At 60.8% G+C, this 19,677-nt stretch carries 15 protein-coding genes; 9 read left to right on the top strand and 6 right to left on the bottom strand.

The window, feature by feature from the left end:
* Positions 1–96: 96 nt before the first annotated feature.
* Together A1WC_RS13925 and A1WC_RS13920 are read right to left on the bottom strand one after the other, a co-directional pair.
* Positions 97–1,542 (bottom strand): M20 family metallopeptidase, encoded by a 1,446-nt coding sequence (locus tag A1WC_RS13925; RefSeq protein ID WP_016160944.1) that lies wholly within the window; start codon positions 1,540–1,542, stop codon positions 97–99.
* Complete coding sequence (locus tag A1WC_RS13920) at positions 1,542–2,852, bottom strand: M20 family metallo-hydrolase (protein ID WP_016160945.1); 1,311 nt, start codon at positions 2,850–2,852, stop codon at positions 1,542–1,544. Before A1WC_RS13920 ends, A1WC_RS13925 begins: the two co-directional genes overlap by 1 nt.
* 166 nt (positions 2,853–3,018) lie before the next feature.
* On the opposite strand from A1WC_RS13920, the gene A1WC_RS13915 reads away from it, so the two are divergent.
* Both A1WC_RS13915 and smrA read left to right on the top strand, forming a co-directional pair.
* Entirely contained in the window at positions 3,019–3,927 is a 909-nt protein-coding gene (locus tag A1WC_RS13915; RefSeq protein WP_008805057.1) for a LysR family transcriptional regulator, read from the top strand.
* 101 nt (positions 3,928–4,028) lie between these two features.
* Complete coding sequence (smrA, locus tag A1WC_RS13910) at positions 4,029–4,592, top strand: DNA endonuclease SmrA (RefSeq protein ID WP_008805056.1); 564 nt, start codon at positions 4,029–4,031, stop codon at positions 4,590–4,592.
* On the opposite strand, the gene A1WC_RS13905 is transcribed toward smrA, so the two are convergent.
* The gene (locus A1WC_RS13905; RefSeq protein ID WP_008805055.1) at positions 4,589–5,395 is read right to left on the bottom strand and encodes an IclR family transcriptional regulator domain-containing protein; all 807 of its coding nucleotides are present in this window, start codon (positions 5,393–5,395) and stop codon (positions 4,589–4,591) included. The two genes, smrA and A1WC_RS13905, sit on opposite strands and share 4 nt — an antisense overlap.
* Before the next feature lie 169 nt (positions 5,396–5,564).
* Here A1WC_RS13905 and A1WC_RS13900 point away from each other — a divergent pair, with 169 nt between their 5' ends.
* From A1WC_RS13900 to pcaC, 6 genes are read left to right on the top strand one after another with little or no spacing between them, the layout of a single operon-like run.
* Entirely contained in the window at positions 5,565–6,251 is a 687-nt protein-coding gene (locus tag A1WC_RS13900) for a 3-oxoacid CoA-transferase subunit A (RefSeq protein ID WP_008805054.1), read from the top strand.
* A gap of 10 nt (positions 6,252–6,261) precedes the next feature.
* Entirely contained in the window at positions 6,262–6,918 is a 657-nt protein-coding gene (locus A1WC_RS13895) for a 3-oxoacid CoA-transferase subunit B (protein WP_012541879.1), read from the top strand.
* A gap of 10 nt (positions 6,919–6,928) precedes the next feature.
* Positions 6,929–8,131: a 3-oxoadipyl-CoA thiolase gene (gene pcaF, locus A1WC_RS13890; RefSeq protein WP_008805052.1), complete on the top strand. Its 1,203-nt coding sequence runs from the start codon at positions 6,929–6,931 to the stop codon at positions 8,129–8,131.
* 9 nt (positions 8,132–8,140) lie between these two features.
* Positions 8,141–9,493: a 3-carboxy-cis,cis-muconate cycloisomerase gene (locus A1WC_RS13885; RefSeq protein ID WP_016160946.1), complete on the top strand. Its 1,353-nt coding sequence runs from the start codon at positions 8,141–8,143 to the stop codon at positions 9,491–9,493.
* Positions 9,483–10,250 carry a 3-oxoadipate enol-lactonase gene (gene pcaD / locus A1WC_RS13880; protein ID WP_016160947.1) on the top strand — a complete coding sequence of 256 codons (768 nt, stop codon included), beginning with the start codon at positions 9,483–9,485 and terminating at the stop codon, positions 10,248–10,250. Before A1WC_RS13885 ends, pcaD begins: the two co-directional genes overlap by 11 nt.
* Entirely contained in the window at positions 10,240–10,629 is a 390-nt protein-coding gene (gene pcaC / locus A1WC_RS13875) for a 4-carboxymuconolactone decarboxylase (protein ID WP_012968329.1), read from the top strand. Before pcaD ends, pcaC begins: the two co-directional genes overlap by 11 nt.
* 581 nt (positions 10,630–11,210) lie before the next feature.
* Here the strand turns inward: pcaC and A1WC_RS13870 are convergent.
* The 3 genes from A1WC_RS13870 to A1WC_RS13860 all read right to left on the bottom strand — a co-directional run bounded on the left by A1WC_RS13870 (position 11,211) and on the right by A1WC_RS13860 (position 16,210).
* Complete coding sequence (locus A1WC_RS13870; RefSeq protein ID WP_012968328.1) at positions 11,211–12,827, bottom strand: mechanosensitive ion channel family protein; 1,617 nt, start codon at positions 12,825–12,827, stop codon at positions 11,211–11,213.
* A gap of 164 nt (positions 12,828–12,991) precedes the next feature.
* Positions 12,992–14,644: a class I fumarate hydratase FumA gene (gene fumA / locus A1WC_RS13865; protein WP_008805047.1), complete on the bottom strand. Its 1,653-nt coding sequence runs from the start codon at positions 14,642–14,644 to the stop codon at positions 12,992–12,994.
* A 54-nt stretch (positions 14,645–14,698) separates the two neighbouring features.
* On the bottom strand, positions 14,699–16,210 hold the full coding sequence (locus A1WC_RS13860; RefSeq protein ID WP_012968326.1) for an anion permease: 1,512 nt from the start codon (positions 16,208–16,210) through the stop codon (positions 14,699–14,701).
* A 641-nt stretch (positions 16,211–16,851) separates the two neighbouring features.
* Here A1WC_RS13860 and A1WC_RS13855 point away from each other — a divergent pair.
* Positions 16,852–19,629: a flavocytochrome c gene (locus A1WC_RS13855; protein ID WP_016160948.1), complete on the top strand. Its 2,778-nt coding sequence runs from the start codon at positions 16,852–16,854 to the stop codon at positions 19,627–19,629.
* The last annotated feature ends 48 nt before the right edge of the window (positions 19,630–19,677 follow it).

The following is a 19,677-nucleotide window of genomic DNA, read 5'->3' on the forward strand; positions in this document are numbered from 1 at the left end:
TTGGGCAGGCCTGCTCCCGTACTGCCGGCGGTTATTATGGTCGGTGCGTGCCGCGATGCCGGTCAGCGTTGGCCAGGAGTAGCCTGTCTTAAGTGGTTATCGTAAAACGGACGGACTCACCTCCGCCGGGATCGGGCAACGATAGGGGCGTTCGGCCAGTACCTGCCTGAGTTCTTGTTGGCTGGCCGCCAGCAGGGCGCTGTCGCTGAATAAACGGATCGCGGTCGCCGCGAGCACTTTCCCCGCCAGCAACATCCCTTTATGGGCAATGGAGGTTCTGCCCTGGCTCACCAGCTGCCAGCTGTGCAGCGGGGTTCCCACCGCGAAGCACGGGCTGAAGCACTGAGCCACCGGCGCTTTCCAGCTGACATCGCCGACGTCAGTGGAGCCGGCGAGGACGTTATCCGTGGCCGCCCAGGGCGCCACCTCATCAATCAGCAGCGTGTCGCGGTGGCGACGAGCGAACGTTTTGCCTTCCTCCCCACTGGTGCCGGCAATATTGTTCAGGCTGTTGTTAATATCGTTGGCGCTGAGGGTGGCGCGTATCGCCGCGGCAAAAGCGCGCTCCTCGTCGCTCCAGGCGGGGGTACCGTAATGACAGACCGCCTGATACATCGCCGCCTCAAGCGTGCGGTTGGGGAGATAGCTGGAGCAGGCTTTTTCAAAGCGGCAGCTGAACTGGGTCTCGGTCATCAGCGCGGCCCCCTGAGCAATCTTCTCGATGCGGGCGAAGATCTCCTCCGCGTCGGCCATCTCCGGCGCACGGATCAGATACAGAACTTCCGCCTGAGCCTGCACCACGTTGGGCGAGACACCGCCGGTATCGGTAATGGCATAATGGACCCGCGCCTTCTCGATGATATGTTCATTGAGGAAGTTGCTTCCGGTGGTCATCAGAGTGACGGCATCCAGCGCGCTCCGGCCCAGGTGCGGCGAATTCGCAGCGTGGGCGGCGGTGCCGGTAAAACGCCATGCCGCCTGAATATTGGCGAGGGTGCGGGTGCTGAACATCCCGGCCCAGGCTTCCGGATGCCAGGTCAGCGCCGCATCGACATCATCAAACAACCCTTCGCGCACCATAAAGGTTTTTCCCGATCCGCCTTCCTCGCCGGGACAACCATAGAAGCGCAGCGTGCCCGCGCCGCCATGCTGTTGCAGCCAGGCTTTGGCGGCGACCGCCGCGGCGAATGCCGCCGTACCGAGCAGATTGTGCCCGCAGCCGTGGCCGTTGGCTCCCGGTGTCGAGGGTGTCGGTTCCGCGCAGTGCGCCTGCTGGCTGAGGCCCGCCAGGGCGTCAAATTCGCCGAGCAGGGCAATCACCGGTTGGCCTTCGCCGACGCTGGCGATAAAGGCATTCGGGATCCCACCCGCATCGCGAGTGAGCTGGAAACCTTCTGCCTCCAGCGCATCCGCCAGGCGTTGGGCGGACCAGTACTCCTCAAAGCGGGTCTCCGGGTGATCCCAGATGTCATCGGCGATGGCGCAGTACGCCTCGCGTCGCGTCTCAATCATCTCGTCCACAAACTGAAAAATGGCTTCCATTACACCCCCCGCTGCCAGGGAAAGTTAAGCGCGATACGCGCCAGAGTTTCTAACGCTAGCGCCATGACGCTCTCGTCGAAGTCAAACTTCTCGTTGTGGTGACCGGCGCTCAGTTGGGTGCCGAAGATCATGTACGAGGCGAGGCCGCCGCGCGCCTGGACCCGGGCCATCATCAGGGTGGCGTCTTCCGAGCCCGCCGGGGCGGCGATACGATCCACCGCCTGTTGCACGCCGGGCACACGGGCGGCCTGTTCGCGCAGATAGTCCACCCACGCCGGCGACGGCGCGCTGGCGGTCGCCGCACCCATCATGCGTAGTTCGTAGCGGGCTTCGTACATCGCCGTCGCCCCGGCGATGACGTGCTGCGCCCGCTCGAACACGTACTGGTTAATGGCTTCGCTTTCACCGCGGGTTTCCACTTTTAACAGCGCGGAAGAGGGCACCACGTTGCGCCCGGTGCCCGCCTGCATCACCCCGACGTTGACCCGCGAGGCGCCGGCGCTGTGCGGCGGGATGGCGTGCAGGCCAAGAGCGGCCTGGGCGGCGGCCAGCAGCGCGTTGCGCCCCTCCTCCGGCTTGCCGCCGGCGTGGGCGGCCACGCCGCTGAACTGCACGTCGAATTTAGTAGTGGCCATAAAGTTGTCGCCACCGCAGACGACGGTACCTGCCGGCACACCGGTCCCGATATGGATCGCCGTGAAATAATCCACGTCATCCACCACGCCGGCGGCCACCATCGCCCGGGCGCCGCGGGTGCCCTCTTCAGCGGGCTGGAAAATCAGTTTGATCACCCCGTTGAGCTGCGCGGCATACTGCTTCAGGACATGCGCCAGGCCCAGCCCGATGGCGGTATGGCCATCATGGCCGCAGGCGTGCATCATGCCGGCGTTGCAGGAGGCGAAATGGTCGCGATGAGGGCGGTGGCTGTCGTCGTGCTGTTCATTGAGGTCAAGGGCATCCATATCGACGCGGAAGGCCAGGGTTGGGCCGGGACGTCCGGTGTCGAGCGTGGCGACCACGCCGGCGAAACCGCCTTCAAACGCCGGCAGCCAGCGTTCCGGCGCGCCCTGTTCGCGGGCGCGCTCGAAAGCCTGGGCCAGGGTATCCTCGTCCGGCAGCCCCATCCGGCTATCGGCATCGATGACATCGCGCCCCAGCGCCAGCTGATAGCCGAGCCCGTCGAGGATCTCCGCCACCTTGCTGGCAGTGCGGAATTCCAGCCAGCCGGATTCCGCGTGCAGGTGAAAATCACGGCGCCATTGGATCATGGCCGGCGCCAGCTGGTGGAGGTATTCATCAAGTTGCGGCATAGCTCATCCTGTCATAAGTAAAAAATGTGACGGCGTTCACGATGTGATAGCTTTTGTTTATCACTTACGTTTTACAGGCCGTATCCCACTTAACCTGCCATAGCCTGATGGATTACAGTAGATGTGATTTTCTTCTGTCTGATAAACAATGGTTATCACCTAAAGCATGGCATTTCAGATTAAATTTCATCATATCCGCGCCTTCGTCGAAGTGGCCCGGGAAGGGAGTATTCGCGGCGCCAGCCGGGCGCTGGCGGTCTCGCAGCCGGCCCTGACCAAAGCGATTAAAGAACTGGAGGAGGGGCTTTCCGCCCAGCTGTTCGTGCGCCGCAGTCAGGGGGTGGCGCTGACCGAAAACGGCGAAAGCTTTTACCAACATGCGAGCTTGATCCTTGAAGAGCTGCGGGCGGCGCAGGACGAACTGCTGCAGCGCCAGGGCGAGCAGGCCGGGCAAATTAATATTGGCCTCGGCGCCAGCGTCGCCCGGTCGCTGATGCCGTCGGTGATCTGCCGCTTTCATCAGCAGCATCCGCAGGTAAAGGTGCGGATCATGGAGGGCCAGTTGCTGGCGATGATCAATGAGCTGCGCCAGGGAGAGCTGGATTTCACCATCAATACCTATTACCCCGGGCCGTACGACCATGAGTTCAGCTTTGAGAAACTGTTTGAGAAACCGTTCGCGGTGTTCGCCCGTGCAGGACATCCTGCGGCGCAGGCCACCTCGCTGGGGGAGTTGATGGATCACCACTGGACCATGCCGACGCCGCGCGGCAGCTACTTTAAACAGCTGCAGGACCGGCTTAATCAGGCCGGGTTAGCGCCAAAGGTAGATATTGTTTGCGAAACCTTCTCGTCGTGCATTAGCCTGGTGGTGAAAAGTGATTTTCTCAGCATCCTGCCGGTGGAGCTCGGCAACGATCCGCTGATGGCGGACAAGCTGGTGATGATCCCTGTCCGCGACGTCTTGCCGACGGCCACCTATTATCTGATCCAGCGGCGCGATACCCGGCAGACGCCATTAACGGCGTCGTTAATCACGCTGTTTCGCCGCCAAAGCCGACAATTGTTTCCTTAATCGCCCGTCGCGCTCACTTTGCCAGCGAACGCGGCTAAACGCGTTGAGGGGGGAGCGCCGGGCGGCTATAGTAGCTGGCGACAGCCGCTGGAGGAGAGCCCATGAACCTTGATGACAAATCCCTGTTTCTTGACGCCATGGAAGATGTCCAGCCTCTGAAACGTAAAAATGACGTGCACTGGCATCCCGGGCGCAACAGCCGGGCCCCGCAGCGCGTCGATACCCTGCAACTGGATAATTTTCTCACCACCGGCTATCTCGATATCGTGCCGCTCGCCACGCCGCTGGAGTTTAAGCGTGAAGGGCTGCAGAGCGGCGTGCTGGATAAGCTGCGGCGGGGGAAATACAGCCAGCAGGCGAGCCTCTCCCTGCTGCGCCAGCCGGTGGAACAGTGCCGACAGATGCTCTTCGCCTTTATGGTGCAGGCGCAGAAAGAGGGGTTACGTAATGTGCTGATCGTTCACGGCAAAGGCCGCGACGACCAGTCCCACGCCAATATTATCCGCAGCTATCTGGCGCGCTGGCTGGAAGAGCTGCCGGAGGTGCAGGCCTTCTGCGCCGCGCTTCCACATCATGGCGGCAGCGGCGCCTGCTATGTCGCGCTGCGTAAATCGGCCGAGGCGAAGCAGGAGACCTGGGAGCAGCACGCCAAGCGCAGTCGTTAGCGCAGAAGCAGCGTCAGCTCGCGGGCGGCTTTTTGCAGCTCCGGCAGCACGCGATCGATCATCTCGCGGGCCGACATCTGGCCCGCATGCACCCCAACGTTCAGCGCCGCCTGGACCTGCCCCTGAGCGTTAAACAGCGGTACCGCGAGGGAGCGCAGGCCCATCTCCAGCTCCTGGTCGTTGAGGGCATACCCCTGCTGATGCACCCGTTTCAGTTCGGCGCGCAGCTTCGCCACCGAATCCACCGTCTGCGGGGTGTAGCGGATCATGGTCACCCGAGCCAGCATGTCGTTGAGCTTCTCCTCCGGCTGATGGCTGAGCAGCACCCGGCCCATCGAGGTCGCCCAGGCCGGAAGGCGGCTGCCGATATCCAGGTCGATGGTCATAATCCGCGAGCTGGAGGCGCGGGCGATATACAGAATATCGTCCCCGTCGAGGGTGGCGATGGAGCAGGACTCGTTGAGCATTTCGCTCAGATGTCGCAGCACCGGCTGCGCCGAACGCGCCAGCGGCGTCGAGGCCAGCCAGGCGTGGCCCAGCGCCAGGATCCGCGGTCGCAGCTGGAAATTCTTACCGTCTTCGGCATACACGAACCCCAGCTTGCTCAGGGTATACAGGCAGCGGCGCACCGCCGCGCGCGGAATGCCGGTCTTCTGGCTGATCTGCGAGATAGACAGCAGGGGCCGCTGCGGCGTGAACGCCTGAATCACCTCCAGGCCGCGCGCCAGGGAGGCCATAAAGTTAGGATCGCCCTTAAACGGATCGCCGTCGCCGGTCAGTAAATCGTCTGGATGCTTGTCCATTTCTGTTCCCCATATTTGCCATCGATCACATTCTTTCGCTAAAGATAACCGATGTTCGATTATCGCACCATATTTCGATTATCGCCCTTGACCGACATCGTTAAGCGGGTCACATTTTGTGCGAACAACGAATAAAAGTGCGATTACCGCACATCACTGGAGCGACCTGATGATTGATAAAAGCGTATCGACGCTGAGCGAGGCCATCGCCGGGATCCACGACGGGGCGACTATTATGATCGGCGGCTTTGGTCCCGCCGGCCAGCCGACCTTTCTGATTGACGCCCTGATTGACCAGGGCGCCCGCGACCTGACCATCATTAATAACAACGCCGGCAACGGGGAAGTGGGTCTCGCGGCGCTGCTGAAAGCCGGGCGAGTACGCAAGATGATCTGCTCCTTCCCGCGCCAGGTGGATTCCCAGATTTTCGATGACCTCTATCGCCGCGGCAAAGTGGAGCTGGAGCTGGTGCCGCAGGGTAACCTCGCGGCGCGGATCCAGGCGGCTGGCGCCGGGCTGGGGGCAGTGTTTACCCCCACCGGCTACGGCACACCGCTGGCGGAAGGCAAGGAGACGCGGGAAATCGATGGTCGCCATTACGTGCTGGAATATCCGATTAAAGCCGATTTCGCGCTGATTAAGGCCCATCAGGGCGACCGCTGGGGCAACCTGGTCTATCGCAAGGCGGCGCGCAACTTTGGCCCGATCATGGCGACGGCGGCGAAAACCACCATCGTCGAGGTCTCGCAGCTGGTGCCGCTGGGCGACCTCGACCCGGAACACATCATCACCCCCGGCATTTTCGTCCAGCGTGTCTTCTCGCTGGAAAACCTGACTGCCGCACAACGCGCCTGAGGAGCCCGAGATGCAAAAACTGACCCGTGACGAAATGGCCCAGCGCGTGGCCCGCGATATTCCCGAAGGCGCTTACGTCAACCTCGGCATCGGCCTGCCGACCCGCATTGCCAATTACCTGCCTGCCGACAAAGAAGTGTTCCTGCACAGCGAAAACGGCCTGTTGGGGATGGGGCCGAAACCACAGCCCGGGGAAGAAGATCCCGAGCTGATCAATGCCGGTAAAGAGTATGTCACCCTCCTGCAGGGCGGCTGCTATTTCCACCACGGCGACTCCTTCGCCATGATGCGCGGCGGCCATCTCGATATCTGCGTGCTGGGGGCCTATCAGGTTTCCGCCAGCGGCGACCTCGCCAACTGGAGTACCGGTGCGCCGGATGCGATCCCGGCCGTTGGCGGGGCGATGGATCTGGCCATCGGCGCCCGTCAGGTGTTCGTGATGATGGACCACCTGACCCGTGACGGCGAGTGCAAGCTGGTGGCGCAGTGCAGCTACCCGCTGACCGGCGTCGGCTGCGTCAGCCGGATCTATACCGACCTGGCGGTGATCGACATCACCGACCGCGGCCCGGTGGTACGTGAAATCTTTAACGGTCTCTCTTTTGAAGAGCTGCAGCGCATCACTCCGGTGGCGCTGACCTTTGAACAACTGGCGGAAAGCGCGTAAGGAACCTATGATGAATCAGGCATTTATCTGTGATGCGGTACGTACACCCTTTGGCCGTTTCGGTGGTACCCTGGCGACGATGCGCGCCGACGACCTCGCGGCGCTGCCATTAAAAGCCCTGCTGGAGCGTAACCCGGGACTGGATCCCTCGCGCATTGACGATGTGATCTTTGGCTGCGCCAACCAGGCCGGGGAAGATAACCGCAACGTGGCGCGGATGGCGCTGCTGCTGGCCGGGCTGCCGGAGAGCGTGCCCGGGAGCACCATCAACCGCCTGTGCGGTTCCAGCCTCGATGCGATCGGCGTCGCGGCGCGGGCGATTAAAAGCGGCGAGACGCAGCTGATGATCGCCGGTGGCGTGGAGAGCATGTCCCGCGCGCCGTTTGTGATGGGGAAAGCAGAGAGCGCCTTTAGCCGCAGCATGCAGATGGAGGATACCACCATCGGCTGGCGCTTTATTAACCCGCAGATGAAAGCCCTGTACGGCGTGCATTCCATGCCGGAGACGGCGGAAAACGTCGCCGATGAGTTTGCCATTTCCCGTGCCGATCAGGACGCGTTCGCCTTACGCAGTCAACTGCGTACCGCCGCGGCGCAGGAGGCGGGGCGTTTCGCCGATGAGCTGATCGCCGTCCAGGTGCCGCAGCGTAAAGGCGAGCCACTGCTGTTTAGCCGCGATGAGCACCCGCGCAGTACCTCGCTGGAGGCGCTGGCTAAACTGCGCGGCGTGGTGCGCGCCGACGGCAGCGTCACCGCCGGTAACGCCTCCGGCGTTAACGATGGCGCCTGTGCGCTGCTGCTGGCCAGCGAGACGGCGCTGGCGGCTCACGATCTTCAACCGCTGGCCCGGGTGGTCGGCGTGGCGACGGCGGGTGTTGCGCCGCGGATCATGGGCTTTGGCCCGGCGCCCGCGGTGCGTAAGGTGCTGGCGCAGACCGGCCTGACATTAGCCCAGATGGATGTCATCGAACTGAATGAAGCCTTCGCCGCTCAGGCGCTGGCGGTGACCCGTGATCTGGGCTTACCGGATGATGCCGCCCACGTGAACCCTAACGGCGGGGCGATCGCGCTGGGCCACCCGCTCGGTGCCTCCGGCGGCCGGCTGGCGATGACCGCGGCTTATCAGCTGAAACGGACCGGCGGCCGCTACGCCCTGTGCACCATGTGCATCGGCGTCGGACAGGGGATCGCCCTGATTATTGAACGTGTTTAAGGAGCCAGAATGAGTTTGTTGACCCCAATGCTGCGCAGCAGTCCGCTGACCGACTGGTTCAGCGACGCGCAGCGGGTGCAGGGCATGCTGGATTTTGAAGCGGCGCTGGCGCAGGCGCAGGCCGTCTGCGGGATGGTGCCGCCGGAAGCGGTCGGGCCGATTGTCGCGGCCTGCCGCCACGAGACCATCGATTTTGCCGCGCTGGGCGAGGCGGCGGTGGGGGCCGGTAACCTGGCGATCCCGCTGGTGAAACAGCTGACGGTACAGGTAAAAGCGCGAGATCCCGAGGCTGCGCGCTACGTCCACTGGGGAGCCACCAGTCAGGACGCCATCGACACCGGACTGGTGCTCCAGCTGCGCGGGGCGCTGGATGCCGCTGAGACCTTGCTTGAGCAGCTGTTGGCTGCCCTGGCTCTCCAGGCGGATCGTTATCGCGATACTGTCATGCCGGGTCGGACCTGGATGCAGCATGCGCTGCCGGTGACCTTTGGCCTGAAGCTGGCGGGCACCCTCGACGCGCTCCTGCGCTGGCAGCAGCGGCTGCGCGAGATGCGTCCGCGGCTGCTGGTGCTGCAGTTTGGCGGCGCCGCGGGCACTCTGGACGCGCTAAAAGAGAAAGGGCCGGCGGTTGGCCAGGCGCTGGCGCAGATCCTCGGTCTGTCGCTGCCGGATACCCCGTGGCACAGCCAGCGCGATCGGCTGCTGGAGACGGGCGCCTGGTTTGCCGGTGTCTGCGGTACCCTGGGGAAATTCGCTAACGACTTCTCCCTGCTGATGCAGACCGAAGTGGCTGAGGTCGGCGAGCCGGTGGCGGAAGGCCGCGGCGGCTCATCGACGATGCCGCATAAGCGCAATCCGGTGGCCTGCGCGGCGATCCTGACCGCCGCCCAGCGTACGCCGGGGCTGATGGCGACCCTCTACGCCAGCCAACTCCAGCAGCACGAGCGGGCGCTGGGCGGCTGGCAGGCGGAGTGGGAGACGCTGCCGGATCTGATTACTCTGGTGGGCGGGGCGCTGGCGCAAAGCGAAGCGCTGGTGCGCGATATGCAGGTCTTCCCGCAGAAAATGCGCGCCGATCTCGATATCACCCATGGGCTGATCATGGCCGAGGCGGTGACCCTGGCGCTGGCGGAATTTATCGGCAAAGCCGAGGCGCATCATCATATCGAGGCGCTGTGCCGTCAGGCGCTGGACCGTCACTCTCCCCTGGTCGATCTGCTCGCGGCTGACCCAGAGGTCAGTCAGTATCTCTCTCGTGAATGCTTAACCACGCTGCTGGACCCGGCAACGGCGACCGGCAGCGCCGAACGCTTTGTGCGCCAGGTGCTGGCGCGTTATCAGGAGCAACGTGATGAATCTTGATTATCAACTCGACGGGCCGGAGGGCGCGCCGGTTATCGTCCTCTCCAACTCGCTGGGCACCACCCGGGCGATGTGGCAGCCGCAGATCGAGGCGTTAACCGCCCATTTTCGGGTGCTGCGCTATGACACCCACGGTCACGGTAATACGACGAAAAATGGCAAAGTGACCCTCGCCCAGCTGGGGGAAGATGTGATTGCGCTGCTCGATCACCTGAATATCGACCGCGCCTGGTTCTGCGGGATCTCGATGGGCGGTCTGACCGGCCTGTGGCTGGGACGCTTTGCGCCAGAACGTTTTTATGGTCTGGCCGTTGCCAACACCGCGGCGCGCATTGGCGATCAGGCCAGCTGGCTGTCGCGGGCGCGGGCGGTACGCCAGGAGGGAATGGCGGTGGTGGCCGCCGGGGCGGCGGATCGCTGGTTCACTCATGCGTTTCGCCAGAAGGCGCCGGAGGTGGTGGAGGCGCTTTGCCACCAGTTAACCCATACCGACGTCGAAGGCTATGCCGCCTGCTGCGAGGCGCTGGCCGCCGCCGACCTGCGGGGCGAAGTGGGGCAGATCCCGCTGCCGACATTAATTATCGCCGGTGAAAGTGACCCTGTCACTACGGTCAGTGACGCCAGTTTCCTGCAGCAGCAGATCCCCTCTTCCCAGGTGGTGGTGCTGGCGGCATCGCATCTGTCAAACATTGAGGCGCCGAAAAGCTTTACTTCGGCGCTGCTGAGCTTTTTCCAGGGGGAACGCCATGGAGGATAAACAGCGCTATCAGGACGGGATGGCGGTGCGGCGCAAAGTGTTGGGCGACGCCCACGTCGACCGTACCCTGCAGCATCTGACGCCGTTGAATGACGAGTTTCAGGACTTTATCACCCGCTACGCCTGGGGTGAGACCTGGACCCGTCCGGGGCTCGACCACCACACCCGCAGCATGATCACCATTGCCATGCTGATCGCTCTCAATCGCGAGGCGGAGCTGAAGATGCATCTGCGCGCGTCGTTTAACAACGGGGTCACCCGCGATGAGCTGAAAGAGTTGATCATGCACTCTGCGCTGTACTGTGGGCTGCCGGCGGCGAATGCCACGATGCATCTGGCGCAGCAGGTGTTTGACGACATCGACGCCGCGCAGGGTTGAGTCGTCGTCCGAGTCGGATTGCCCGGCAGTCGTTGTAGGCCGGGTAAGGCGTAGCCGCCACCCGGCGAAATCACGGCACAACCGGAAATGTCCCTGTTCGCACTATGTTTGGCAGAGCCACAACGTTTGGCAGGGCGACAACCTCTATGTTAATTCCGGGCAGATTGCGCTCCCGGTTGATCTTCTGCGTTATGTCTCTTATGGCGCAGGGAGCGCACAGGGGGCGGCCAGTCGCCGCCGCCCCCTGTACCCCCGGGCTCCGGCCAGCAAAATCGCCGCTGCGCGGTCCCTTCGACTTATCCCTGCAGGCTGCGGGTCGGGCCGAGGCAGCGTCCGTGCAAAACACGGCCCTCAGCCCGCATCCATGCGGGCTGCCCCGGCCTTCCGGGAACGTCTCAGCGATTTTGAGGCCGCCAGCATCGGCAGTTTCAGTCGCGCAAGTGGGTAAATGAGTGACAGGTCGCACGATCCGTAGGCCGGGCAAGGCGTTAGCCACCGCCCGGCACAAGCGCGGCTCTGCGCTGGCTGTTCTTGCTCAGCGGTGAAGCCGCCACCCGGCGGAGATGCCGCTATATTAGCCCTTATTTCTCAGGCTCCTGCGGCGCGACGGCTGGGGCGGCGTACCAGGCCTCCTGCGGCACCACCACCGCCGCCTTGGGCTGCATCACAAAGTTCGGCGACATAATCTGCACGCCGAATTCGTTAAACACATCAATAATACTGCTATGCAACGCGTTGCGGCCATCCGGCAGCTTGGTTGTGGGGAGTAAGCGCACCTGCAGCTCATACGCGGTGTACCAGTCAAGCAACCCCAGCTTGCGAACTATCGGGGCGATTTGTTGATCCACCCCAGGGGTGCGTCTTGCCGCCAGCTCCAGCAGCGCATGCACCTGACGCCACGGCGTATCGTAGCCGATGGTGACGCTGGTGGTGAGATTGAACCCGCCGTCGGTACTCTCGGCGCTGAGATTAATAATTTTCCCGCTCACCACCACGGCGTTCGGGACGGTGACAATGTAATTCTCACGGGTGAGGATCTTGGTCGCCAGCACGCCAATCTCGCTGACCTGTCCCTCATTGTCGGCGAGGCGGATCCAGTCGCCTTTGCGCAGCGCCCGGGAGTAGATCAGCACCAGGCCGCTCATCGCATGGGTCATCACCCCGGTCGACCCGAGAGTCAGCATCAGGCCGAAGAACACGCTAATGCCTTTGAAGGCGAGGGAGTTGGCGCCGGGGAGGAACGGGTAGGCGGCGGACAGGGCAAACAGCCAGATGACCACCGAGATCAACCGGCGGGTGGCGCTGACGGTTTCCGGATGGATGCCCGGCACCTGAATGCGGCCGGCGGCGACCTGGTCGAGAGCCACTTTCACCAGGCGAATGATGAGCCAGGTGATCAGGAAAATAAGCACCACGATCATCAGCCCCGGCAGGGAGGCGACAATCGACAGGGAGAGATCGCGGATCACGCCCAGCGACCAGTCACCCAGCGATTCACTCCACACCCTTGTCCAGGGAAACAGGCTGAAGGCCCAGCTCAGCCAGAGATAACTGGCCAGCATGCCGACGAGAATGACCAGCACAGCATAGAGTCGAACTTCAATATTGCCGAGATAGCGCCGCCAGTGCTGCGGGATGGCGCTGCGTTTTTCAAGGATCCGCAGCAGGAAAAAGCGCCGCACCCGCCGCCAGGCGCGGAAGGCGCCGTAGTAAAACAGCGCCAGCAGCAGCCCACCGGCCAGCGCTTTGCCGGCTGAAAGCAGCAGATAACGGTCGTTGAACTGTTCCTGCAGGCTGGTGCGCTGGGCCTCCATTCGCGCCAGCACCCGCTGGGCCGCCTGGTCGAGGGTTAAATCATCGCCCTCATCGAGATCCGCCTGGCTCAGCAGCAGCACCGGTTTGCCGTTCATCAGAAACAGCCGGCCCGGCTGACCATAGCGGTTGACCGCAACGACCCGCAGCGGTTGGCGAATATCGTCTTCAGTAAAGGCGCGTAAGGCGCTGCGGGTACGCAGGACGCGCTCTTCGGGCGTGGTCTGGCCGAAAGTAGCCTGCAACATGACGACAGGTTGATGGAAAATCGTGACTGTGCGTGCCTGCTCGCGGGCGGTCGGCTGTTGTCGCGGTTCGGCAGCCAGCGCCGGCTTTAGCACCAGCAGCGCCAGCGCCCAGAGGATCACCACGCTCATCCTGTTCATAGAGGCACCTGAGAAAGAGAATTATTGTTATTTTTCAGCAAACAACGGACGGCTTGTAGTTGAGCATAGCCTGGCGCGAAATGAATTCAAGCTGGCGCGGCGTGGGCATAAAAAAAGCCGTCGCCCAAACGGCGACGGCCTGATATCAGCGTCAGAAGTGAGCGTTAGCCGTGCTGTTGACAGCCGGCACACTGCTTATTCTGGATCTGCTGGAAGAAGTCGTTACCTTTATCATCAACCAGAATAAACGCCGGGAAATCTTCCACTTCGATTTTCCAGATAGCTTCCATCCCCAGTTCCGGATAGGCCACGCACTCGAGGCTCTTAATGCTCTGCTGGGCGAGCACTGCTGCCGGGCCGCCAATGCTGCCGAGGTAGAAGCCGCCGTGTTTATGGCAGGCATCGGTCACCTGCTGGCTGCGGTTGCCTTTCGCCAGCATTACCATGCTCGCGCCGTGCGACTGCAGCAGATCGACATAAGAGTCCATGCGGCCTGCGGTAGTCGGACCGAGGGAGCCGGAGGCATAACCGGTCGGCGTCTTCGCCGGGCCCGCGTAGTAGATCGGGTGATCTTTGACGTACTGCGGCAGCGCCTCGCCGTTATCAATAAGCTCTTTTAGCTTGGCGTGGGCGATGTCGCGGGCCACGATGATGGTGCCGTTGAGGCTCAGGCGGGTTGAGACCGGGTGCGCCGACAGTTGCGCCAGGATTTCGCTCATCGGCTGATTCAGGTTGATGCTGACGACATTGCCTTCACCCTGCTGACGCAGATGTTCAGGGATATATTTCCCCGGATTGCTCTCCAGCTTCTCGATCCAGATGCCGTCGCGGTTGATTTTCGCTTTGATGTTGCGGTCGGCGGAGCAGGAGACGCCCATGCCGATCGGGCAGGAGGCGCCGTGGCGCGGCAGACGGATCACCCGGATATCGTGAGCGAAGTATTTCCCGCCAAACTGCGCGCCGAGGCCGAGGTTCTGCGCTTCCTGCAGCAGCTCCTGCTCCAGCTGGACGTCGCGAAACGCCTGACCGTGCTCGTTGCCTTCGGTCGGCAGGCCGTCGTAGTAGCGGGTGGAGGCCAGCTTCACGGTCTTCAGCGTCGCTTCTGCCGAGGTACCGCCGATCACAAACGCGATATGGTATGGCGGGCAGGCGGCGGTACCGAGGGTACGCATCTTCTCGACCAGATAGTTTTTCAGCTTCGCCGGAGTGATCAGCGCTTTGGTTTCCTGATAGAGATAGGTTTTATTGGCGGAACCGCCGCCTTTCGCCATACACAGGAACTTATACTCTTCACCGTCGACGCTGTAGAGATCGATCTGCGCCGGCAGGTTGGTGCCGGTGTTGACCTCTTTATACATATCCAGCGGCGCGTTCTGTGAGTAACGCAGGTTATCTTCGGTATAGGTGTTGTAAACGCCCTGCGCCAGGGCGGCTTCATCGCCACCGCCGGTCCAGACGCGCTGGCCTTTTTTACCCATGATGATGGCGGTGCCGGTATCCTGACAGGTGGGCAGAATACCTTTGGCGGCGATTTCGGAGTTGCGCAGGAACTGCAGCGCCACGTATTTGTCGTTTTCGCTAGCTTCCGGGTCGAGCAGAATCGAGGCGACCTGCTGTTGATGGGAGACGCGCAGCATAAAGGCGGCGTCGTGGAAGGCCTGCTGGGCGAGCAGGGTCAGCGCCTGCGGCTCTACTTTCAGAACCGGCTGGCCGTCAAATTCGGCGACAGAGACGTGCTCTTTGCTGAGCAGATAGTATTCGGTATCGTCGTGCGCCAGCGGGAACGGATCCTGATAAACAAACGGTTTAGTCGACATAGTCACTTACTCCATAAAGATAAAAACCGCCGGGGTGGTCCCGGCGGTTATGAATCAGAACATCATGGACATCCACGGATAGCCAATCAGCAGCAGGGCGGCCAGGAAGATGGCGCCAAAGATGGTGCCGAGGCGCCAGTAGTCTTTGGTCGGCAGGTAGCCGCTGCCGTAGTAGATTGGGCTTGGGCCAGTACCGTACGGGGTGATAATCCCCATCACGCCCAGCGAGGTGACCATCAGCAGGACGAACACTTCCATATTCATACCCGGAATGGTGGCCGCAATAGTCAGCATGGCCGGCAGCAGGGCAGTGGTGTGCGCGGTGGTGCTGGCAAACAGGTAGTGCAGCAGGTAGAACGCCAGCAGCAGGACGATGGTCGCCACGCCTGGGGAGATACCGCCCATCAGCGCGCCGCCCTCTTTACCCAGCCAGGCGATGAAACCGGTGGAGGAGAGGCCGTCGGCCAGCGCCACCAGGGTGGCAAACCAGACAAAGGTGTTCCACGCCGCTTTGTTGTTGGTGATGTCGCTCCAGGAGAGCACGCCGGTCCACAGCATCAGCACGATAACCAGCAGGGCGGCCAGCGCCGGTTCAATCCAGTCGGCGGCGAAGATCCACATCATCAGCGCGAAGCAGACGAACACCAGCAGCAGAATTTCATTGCGCGACAGTTTGCCCAGTTTTTCCAGCTCACGCGCGGCCCACAGCGGCACTTCGTTATTGATTTTCACTTCCGGCGGATAGAACCAGTAAGCCAGCAGCGGCATAGTCAGGATCAGCAGGACACCGAGCGGCAGGAAGGCGATGAACCAGGTCCCCCACGAGATGTTGATGCCGACGATGCTTTTTACCAGCGCCAGGGCCAGCAGGTTCGGTGCCAGCGCTGACAGGAACATCGAGCTGGTGATACAGGCGGCGGTGATCGCCACCCACATCAGATAGGAACCGATTTTACGCGCGCTCGGGTCGTTTGGTTTTGAACCGTACAGCGGCGGCAGGTTGGCAATAATCGGGTAGATGGTACCGCCGCTGCGCGCGGTGTTAGACGGCGTAAATGGCGCCAGCAACAGGTCAGCAAAGGTGATGGCGTAGCCCAGCGTCAGGCTGCGACGGCCAAGATATTTCACCAGGATGAGCGCCAGGCGGCGGCCGAACTGGGTTTTATCGTAGCCGGCGGCGAACATAAAGGCGCCGAAGATAAGCCAGACCGTGGAGTTGCCGAAGCCGCTCACCGCCCATTTAAAGGAGGCGCCGGCCAGCTTGAAGCTCGGGGCGGCCATCTGTTCCGGGCTGAACAACAGCCACTGGCTACAGAGGGCGATCACCACCACGCCGGTGATGCCGATAACGGCGCCAGGCAGCGGTTCAAAAATTAACCCGACGATTACCCCGACGAAGATGGCGAAGTAGTGCCAGGCGTACGGCGGCAGGCCATCGGGGACGGGAACAAACAGTAACAGCACAGCGACGATAATCGGCAGCGCCATCATCAGGAGACGTTTTTTAGTCGCAGTCGTTGGATTGACTGCACCGGCAGGCGGTATGGTTGTCTTTTTCTCTTTCATAATGAGTATCTGCAAGTTGTTGAAAATAGCGTTTACGCCAGTGACATGCTCAGTGATTTCTTTAATTACAAAAGTTACTTTAGTTTTTATTTTTCGTTTCTGAGTATCGTCAGAGCGTTTATTTAACGCGTTTGTCTGGGCGTTAAATTAAATTTGTTGGTTATTTATATATTGCGCTTTCAATGGCCGTTGCAATTGATCGAGATCAAGAAAAGCAGGTGATTTCACTATTTTTTTATTATCAGTATAACCCTATATGATGAGGTGTTAATTTAGCTAAAATATCGATAAATGTTAAAATAAAAATGAGCATTTAATTCTGAATTTATCAATTATTTTAGTAACTGCATGAAAATAAATGTTTTTATTGAAATTTGCGATTGTTTTTAATGTTAACATAAGTATCTAAAATGTTATCGTACATTTGTATTATGTAAATGCTATTTATTATTTTAATAATACAATAGAGGTAGCGATGTTATTGTTGGGGTTAAATAGTTTTATAACTAACGTAATTGATTTAGTAACTAAAAAACACGCTATATTATTGGCATGACAACTGGAATTAAAAAACCAAAACCATTAATGATTCCGTCACCCCATTCTGAGTTTTTAATATTTTAAAATCTGGAGCGTAACTTATGACCAGTAACGAACGAATTCTGCAGCCATTTACTTTACCAAATGGTACGGAGCTGAAAAACCGTTTGCTCATGGCGCCGATGACCACCTGCACCGGTTATTTCGATGGGACTGTCACCAGCGAGCTGGTGGAGTACTATCGCGCTCGCGCCGGCAGCATCGGCACCATTATTGTCGAGTGCTGCTTTATTGATGACTACGGCCTGGCCTTCCCGGGCGCGATCGGCATCGATAATGATGAAAAAATTGCCGGCCTGGCGAAAATCGCCGAGGCGATCAAAGCGCAAGGTTCAAAAGCGATTCTGCAGATCTATCACGGCGGACGCATGGTCGACCCGCAGCTGATCGGGGGACGCCAGCCGGTGGCGCCAAGCGCTATTGCCGCGCCGCGTGAGGGCGCCGCGATGCCGCGGGCGCTGAGCGGAGAAGAAGTGGAGGGGATGATCGCCAAGTTTGGCGACGGCGTCCGCCGCGCCATTCTCGCCGGCTTCGACGGCGTCGAAATTCACGGCGCCAACACCTACCTTATCCAGCAGTTCTATTCGCCGAACTCCAACCAGCGCGACGACGAGTGGGGCGGTAGCCGCGACAATCGCGCTCGTTTCCCGCTGGCGGTCCTCGACATCACCCACAAAATGGCCCGCCAGTACGCTGACGATGCCTTTATCATCGGCTATCGCTTCTCGCCGGAAGAGATGGAGGTCCCGGGGATCCGCTTCGACGACACCATGTATCTGCTGGAAAAGCTGGCCGTCCGCGGTGTCGATTATCTGCACTTCTCGGTGGGCGCGACCCTGCGTCCGTCTATCGTCGATACCAGCGATCCGACACCGCTGATCGAGAAATACTGCGCGATGCGCTCTGAAACCCTGGCCCAGGTGCCGGTGATGGGCGTCGGCGGGGTGGTTAACGTTGCTGATGCCGAGCTGGGCCTCGATCACGGTTATGACCTGATCGCCGTGGGCCGCGCCTGCATCGCCTATCCGGACTGGGCGGCACGCATCGCCGCCGGTGAAGAGCTGGAGCTGTTTATCGACAGCACCCAGCGCGAGGCGCTGCATATTCCGGAACCGCTGTGGCGCTTCTCGCTGGTGGAAGCGATGATCCGCGACATGAGCATGGGCGACGCCAAATTTAAGCCGGGGATGTTTGTTGAAACCGTTCAGGATGACGCCAATGAACTGGTGATCAACGTTAGCCTCGAAAATGATCATATTGCCGATATTGAACTGGCGGCGAGCCCGGTGCAGACCGTCGAGTTCACCACCAGCTTCGAAGAGATCCGCGAACGTATTCTGACCGCCAACACCCCGCACGTGGACGCCATTTCCGGTGCTACCAGCCAGAGCGAAGCGGTGAAAAAAGCGGTCGCTAAAGCGATGCTGAAATCCAGCAAAGCGCTGGCAGCGGAAGAGGGCGGCAATGACGCCGCGCCGAAAAGTTATGACGTGGTGGTGGTCGGCAGCGGCGGCGCCGGCCTGGCGGCAGCCATTCAGGCTCACGACGAAGGCGCCAGCGTCCTGATCGTCGAAAAAATGCCGACCATTGGTGGCAACACCATCAAGGCTTCCGCCGGGATGAACGCCGCGGAAACTCGCTTCCAGCGGGTCAAAGGTATTCAGGACAGTAAAGAGTTGTTCTATCAGGAAACCCTGAAGGGCGGCCACAACAAAAACAACCCGCAGCTGCTGCGTCGCTTCGTGGAGAATGCGCCGCAAGCCATTGAGTGGCTGGCGGACCGCGGCATTATGCTCAACGACATCACCACCACCGGCGGGATGAGCATTGACCGTACCCACCGTCCGCGCGACGGGTCAGCGGTCGGCGGCTATCTGATTAGCGGCCTGGTGCGCAACATCACCAAACGCGGGGTCGACGTCCTGCTGGATACCTCGGTGGAAGAGATCCTGATGAGCGGGGATGAGGTGAGCGGTGTACGTCTGGTCAACGACGAAAAAGAAGTCATTGAAGTACAGACCAAAAGCATCGTAGTGGCCACCGGCGGCTTCAGCGCCAACAGCGCGATGGTGGTGAAGTATCGTCCGGACCTCGAAGGCTTCGTGACCACCAACCACAAAGGGGCGACCGGGAGCGGTATCGCGCTGCTGGAACGCATCGGCGCTGGCACCGTGGATATGGGCGAAATTCAGATTCACCCCACCGTCGAACAGCAGACCTCGTACCTGATTTCCGAATCGATTCGCGGCGGCGGCGCTATTCTTGTTAACCAGCAGGGGAACCGCTTCTTTAACGAAATGGAGACCCGCGATAAAGTCTCGGCAGCGATTATCGCCCTGCCGGAACACTATGCGTACATTGTCTTTGACGAGCATGTGCGGGCGAAAAACAAAGCTGCCGATGAGTACATCGCCAAAGGCTTCGTCACCAGCGCCAGCTCCCCGCGTGAACTGGCGGAGAAACTGGGGATGGATTACCATGCCTTCCTCGCCACCCTCGAGTGTTACAACGGGGCAGTGGAAAAACAGCATGATGAACAGTTTGGCCGGACCACCGCGCTGCGCGCGCCGATTAACGAAGGCCCGTTCCATGCCATTCGCATCGCCCCCGGGGTGCACCACACCATGGGCGGCGTGACCATTAACACCGATGGCGAAGTGCTGAACGTTGACCAGCAGCCGATCCACGGCGCCTACGCCGCCGGTGAAGTGGTGGGCGGGATCCACGGCGGCAACCGCATCGGCGGTAACGCGGTCGCGGATATCATCATCTTCGGTACCCTCGCGGGCCACCAGGCGGCGAAACGTGCCAGAGGATAACAGGTAATTGCTGATGCCGGGCTGGTGCTTTTGCCGCCCGGCTTAGAG

It is taken from the genome of Klebsiella sp. KTE92 (assembly GCF_000398905.1).
Lineage (GTDB): Bacteria > Pseudomonadota > Gammaproteobacteria > Enterobacterales > Enterobacteriaceae > Klebsiella > Klebsiella variicola.

Bases quoted from the DNA above. Each gene is read 5' to 3' on its own strand.
- A1WC_RS13920 (WP_016160945.1), bottom strand. From the start codon at position 2,852: ATGCCGCAACTTGATGAATACCTCCACCAGCTGGCGCCGGCCATGATC.
- A1WC_RS13905 (WP_008805055.1), bottom strand. From the start codon at position 5,395: ATGGACAAGCATCCAGACGATTTACTGACCGGCGACGGCGATCCGTTT.
- fumA (WP_008805047.1), bottom strand. From the start codon at position 14,644: ATGTCGACTAAACCGTTTGTTTATCAGGATCCGTTCCCGCTGGCGCAC.
- A1WC_RS13900 (WP_008805054.1), top strand. From the start codon at position 5,565: ATGATTGATAAAAGCGTATCGACGCTGAGCGAGGCCATCGCCGGGATC.
- pcaC (WP_012968329.1), top strand. From the start codon at position 10,240: ATGGAGGATAAACAGCGCTATCAGGACGGGATGGCGGTGCGGCGCAAA.
- A1WC_RS13855 (WP_016160948.1), top strand. From the start codon at position 16,852: ATGACCAGTAACGAACGAATTCTGCAGCCATTTACTTTACCAAATGGT.
- pcaD (WP_016160947.1), top strand. From the start codon at position 9,483: ATGAATCTTGATTATCAACTCGACGGGCCGGAGGGCGCGCCGGTTATC.
- smrA (WP_008805056.1), top strand. From the start codon at position 4,029: ATGAACCTTGATGACAAATCCCTGTTTCTTGACGCCATGGAAGATGTC.
- pcaF (WP_008805052.1), top strand. From the start codon at position 6,929: ATGAATCAGGCATTTATCTGTGATGCGGTACGTACACCCTTTGGCCGT.
- A1WC_RS13895 (WP_012541879.1), top strand. From the start codon at position 6,262: ATGCAAAAACTGACCCGTGACGAAATGGCCCAGCGCGTGGCCCGCGAT.
- A1WC_RS13885 (WP_016160946.1), top strand. From the start codon at position 8,141: ATGAGTTTGTTGACCCCAATGCTGCGCAGCAGTCCGCTGACCGACTGG.
- A1WC_RS13860 (WP_012968326.1), bottom strand. From the start codon at position 16,210: ATGAAAGAGAAAAAGACAACCATACCGCCTGCCGGTGCAGTCAATCCA.
- A1WC_RS13915 (WP_008805057.1), top strand. From the start codon at position 3,019: ATGGCATTTCAGATTAAATTTCATCATATCCGCGCCTTCGTCGAAGTG.
- A1WC_RS13925 (WP_016160944.1), bottom strand. From the start codon at position 1,542: ATGGAAGCCATTTTTCAGTTTGTGGACGAGATGATTGAGACGCGACGC.
- A1WC_RS13870 (WP_012968328.1), bottom strand. From the start codon at position 12,827: ATGAACAGGATGAGCGTGGTGATCCTCTGGGCGCTGGCGCTGCTGGTG.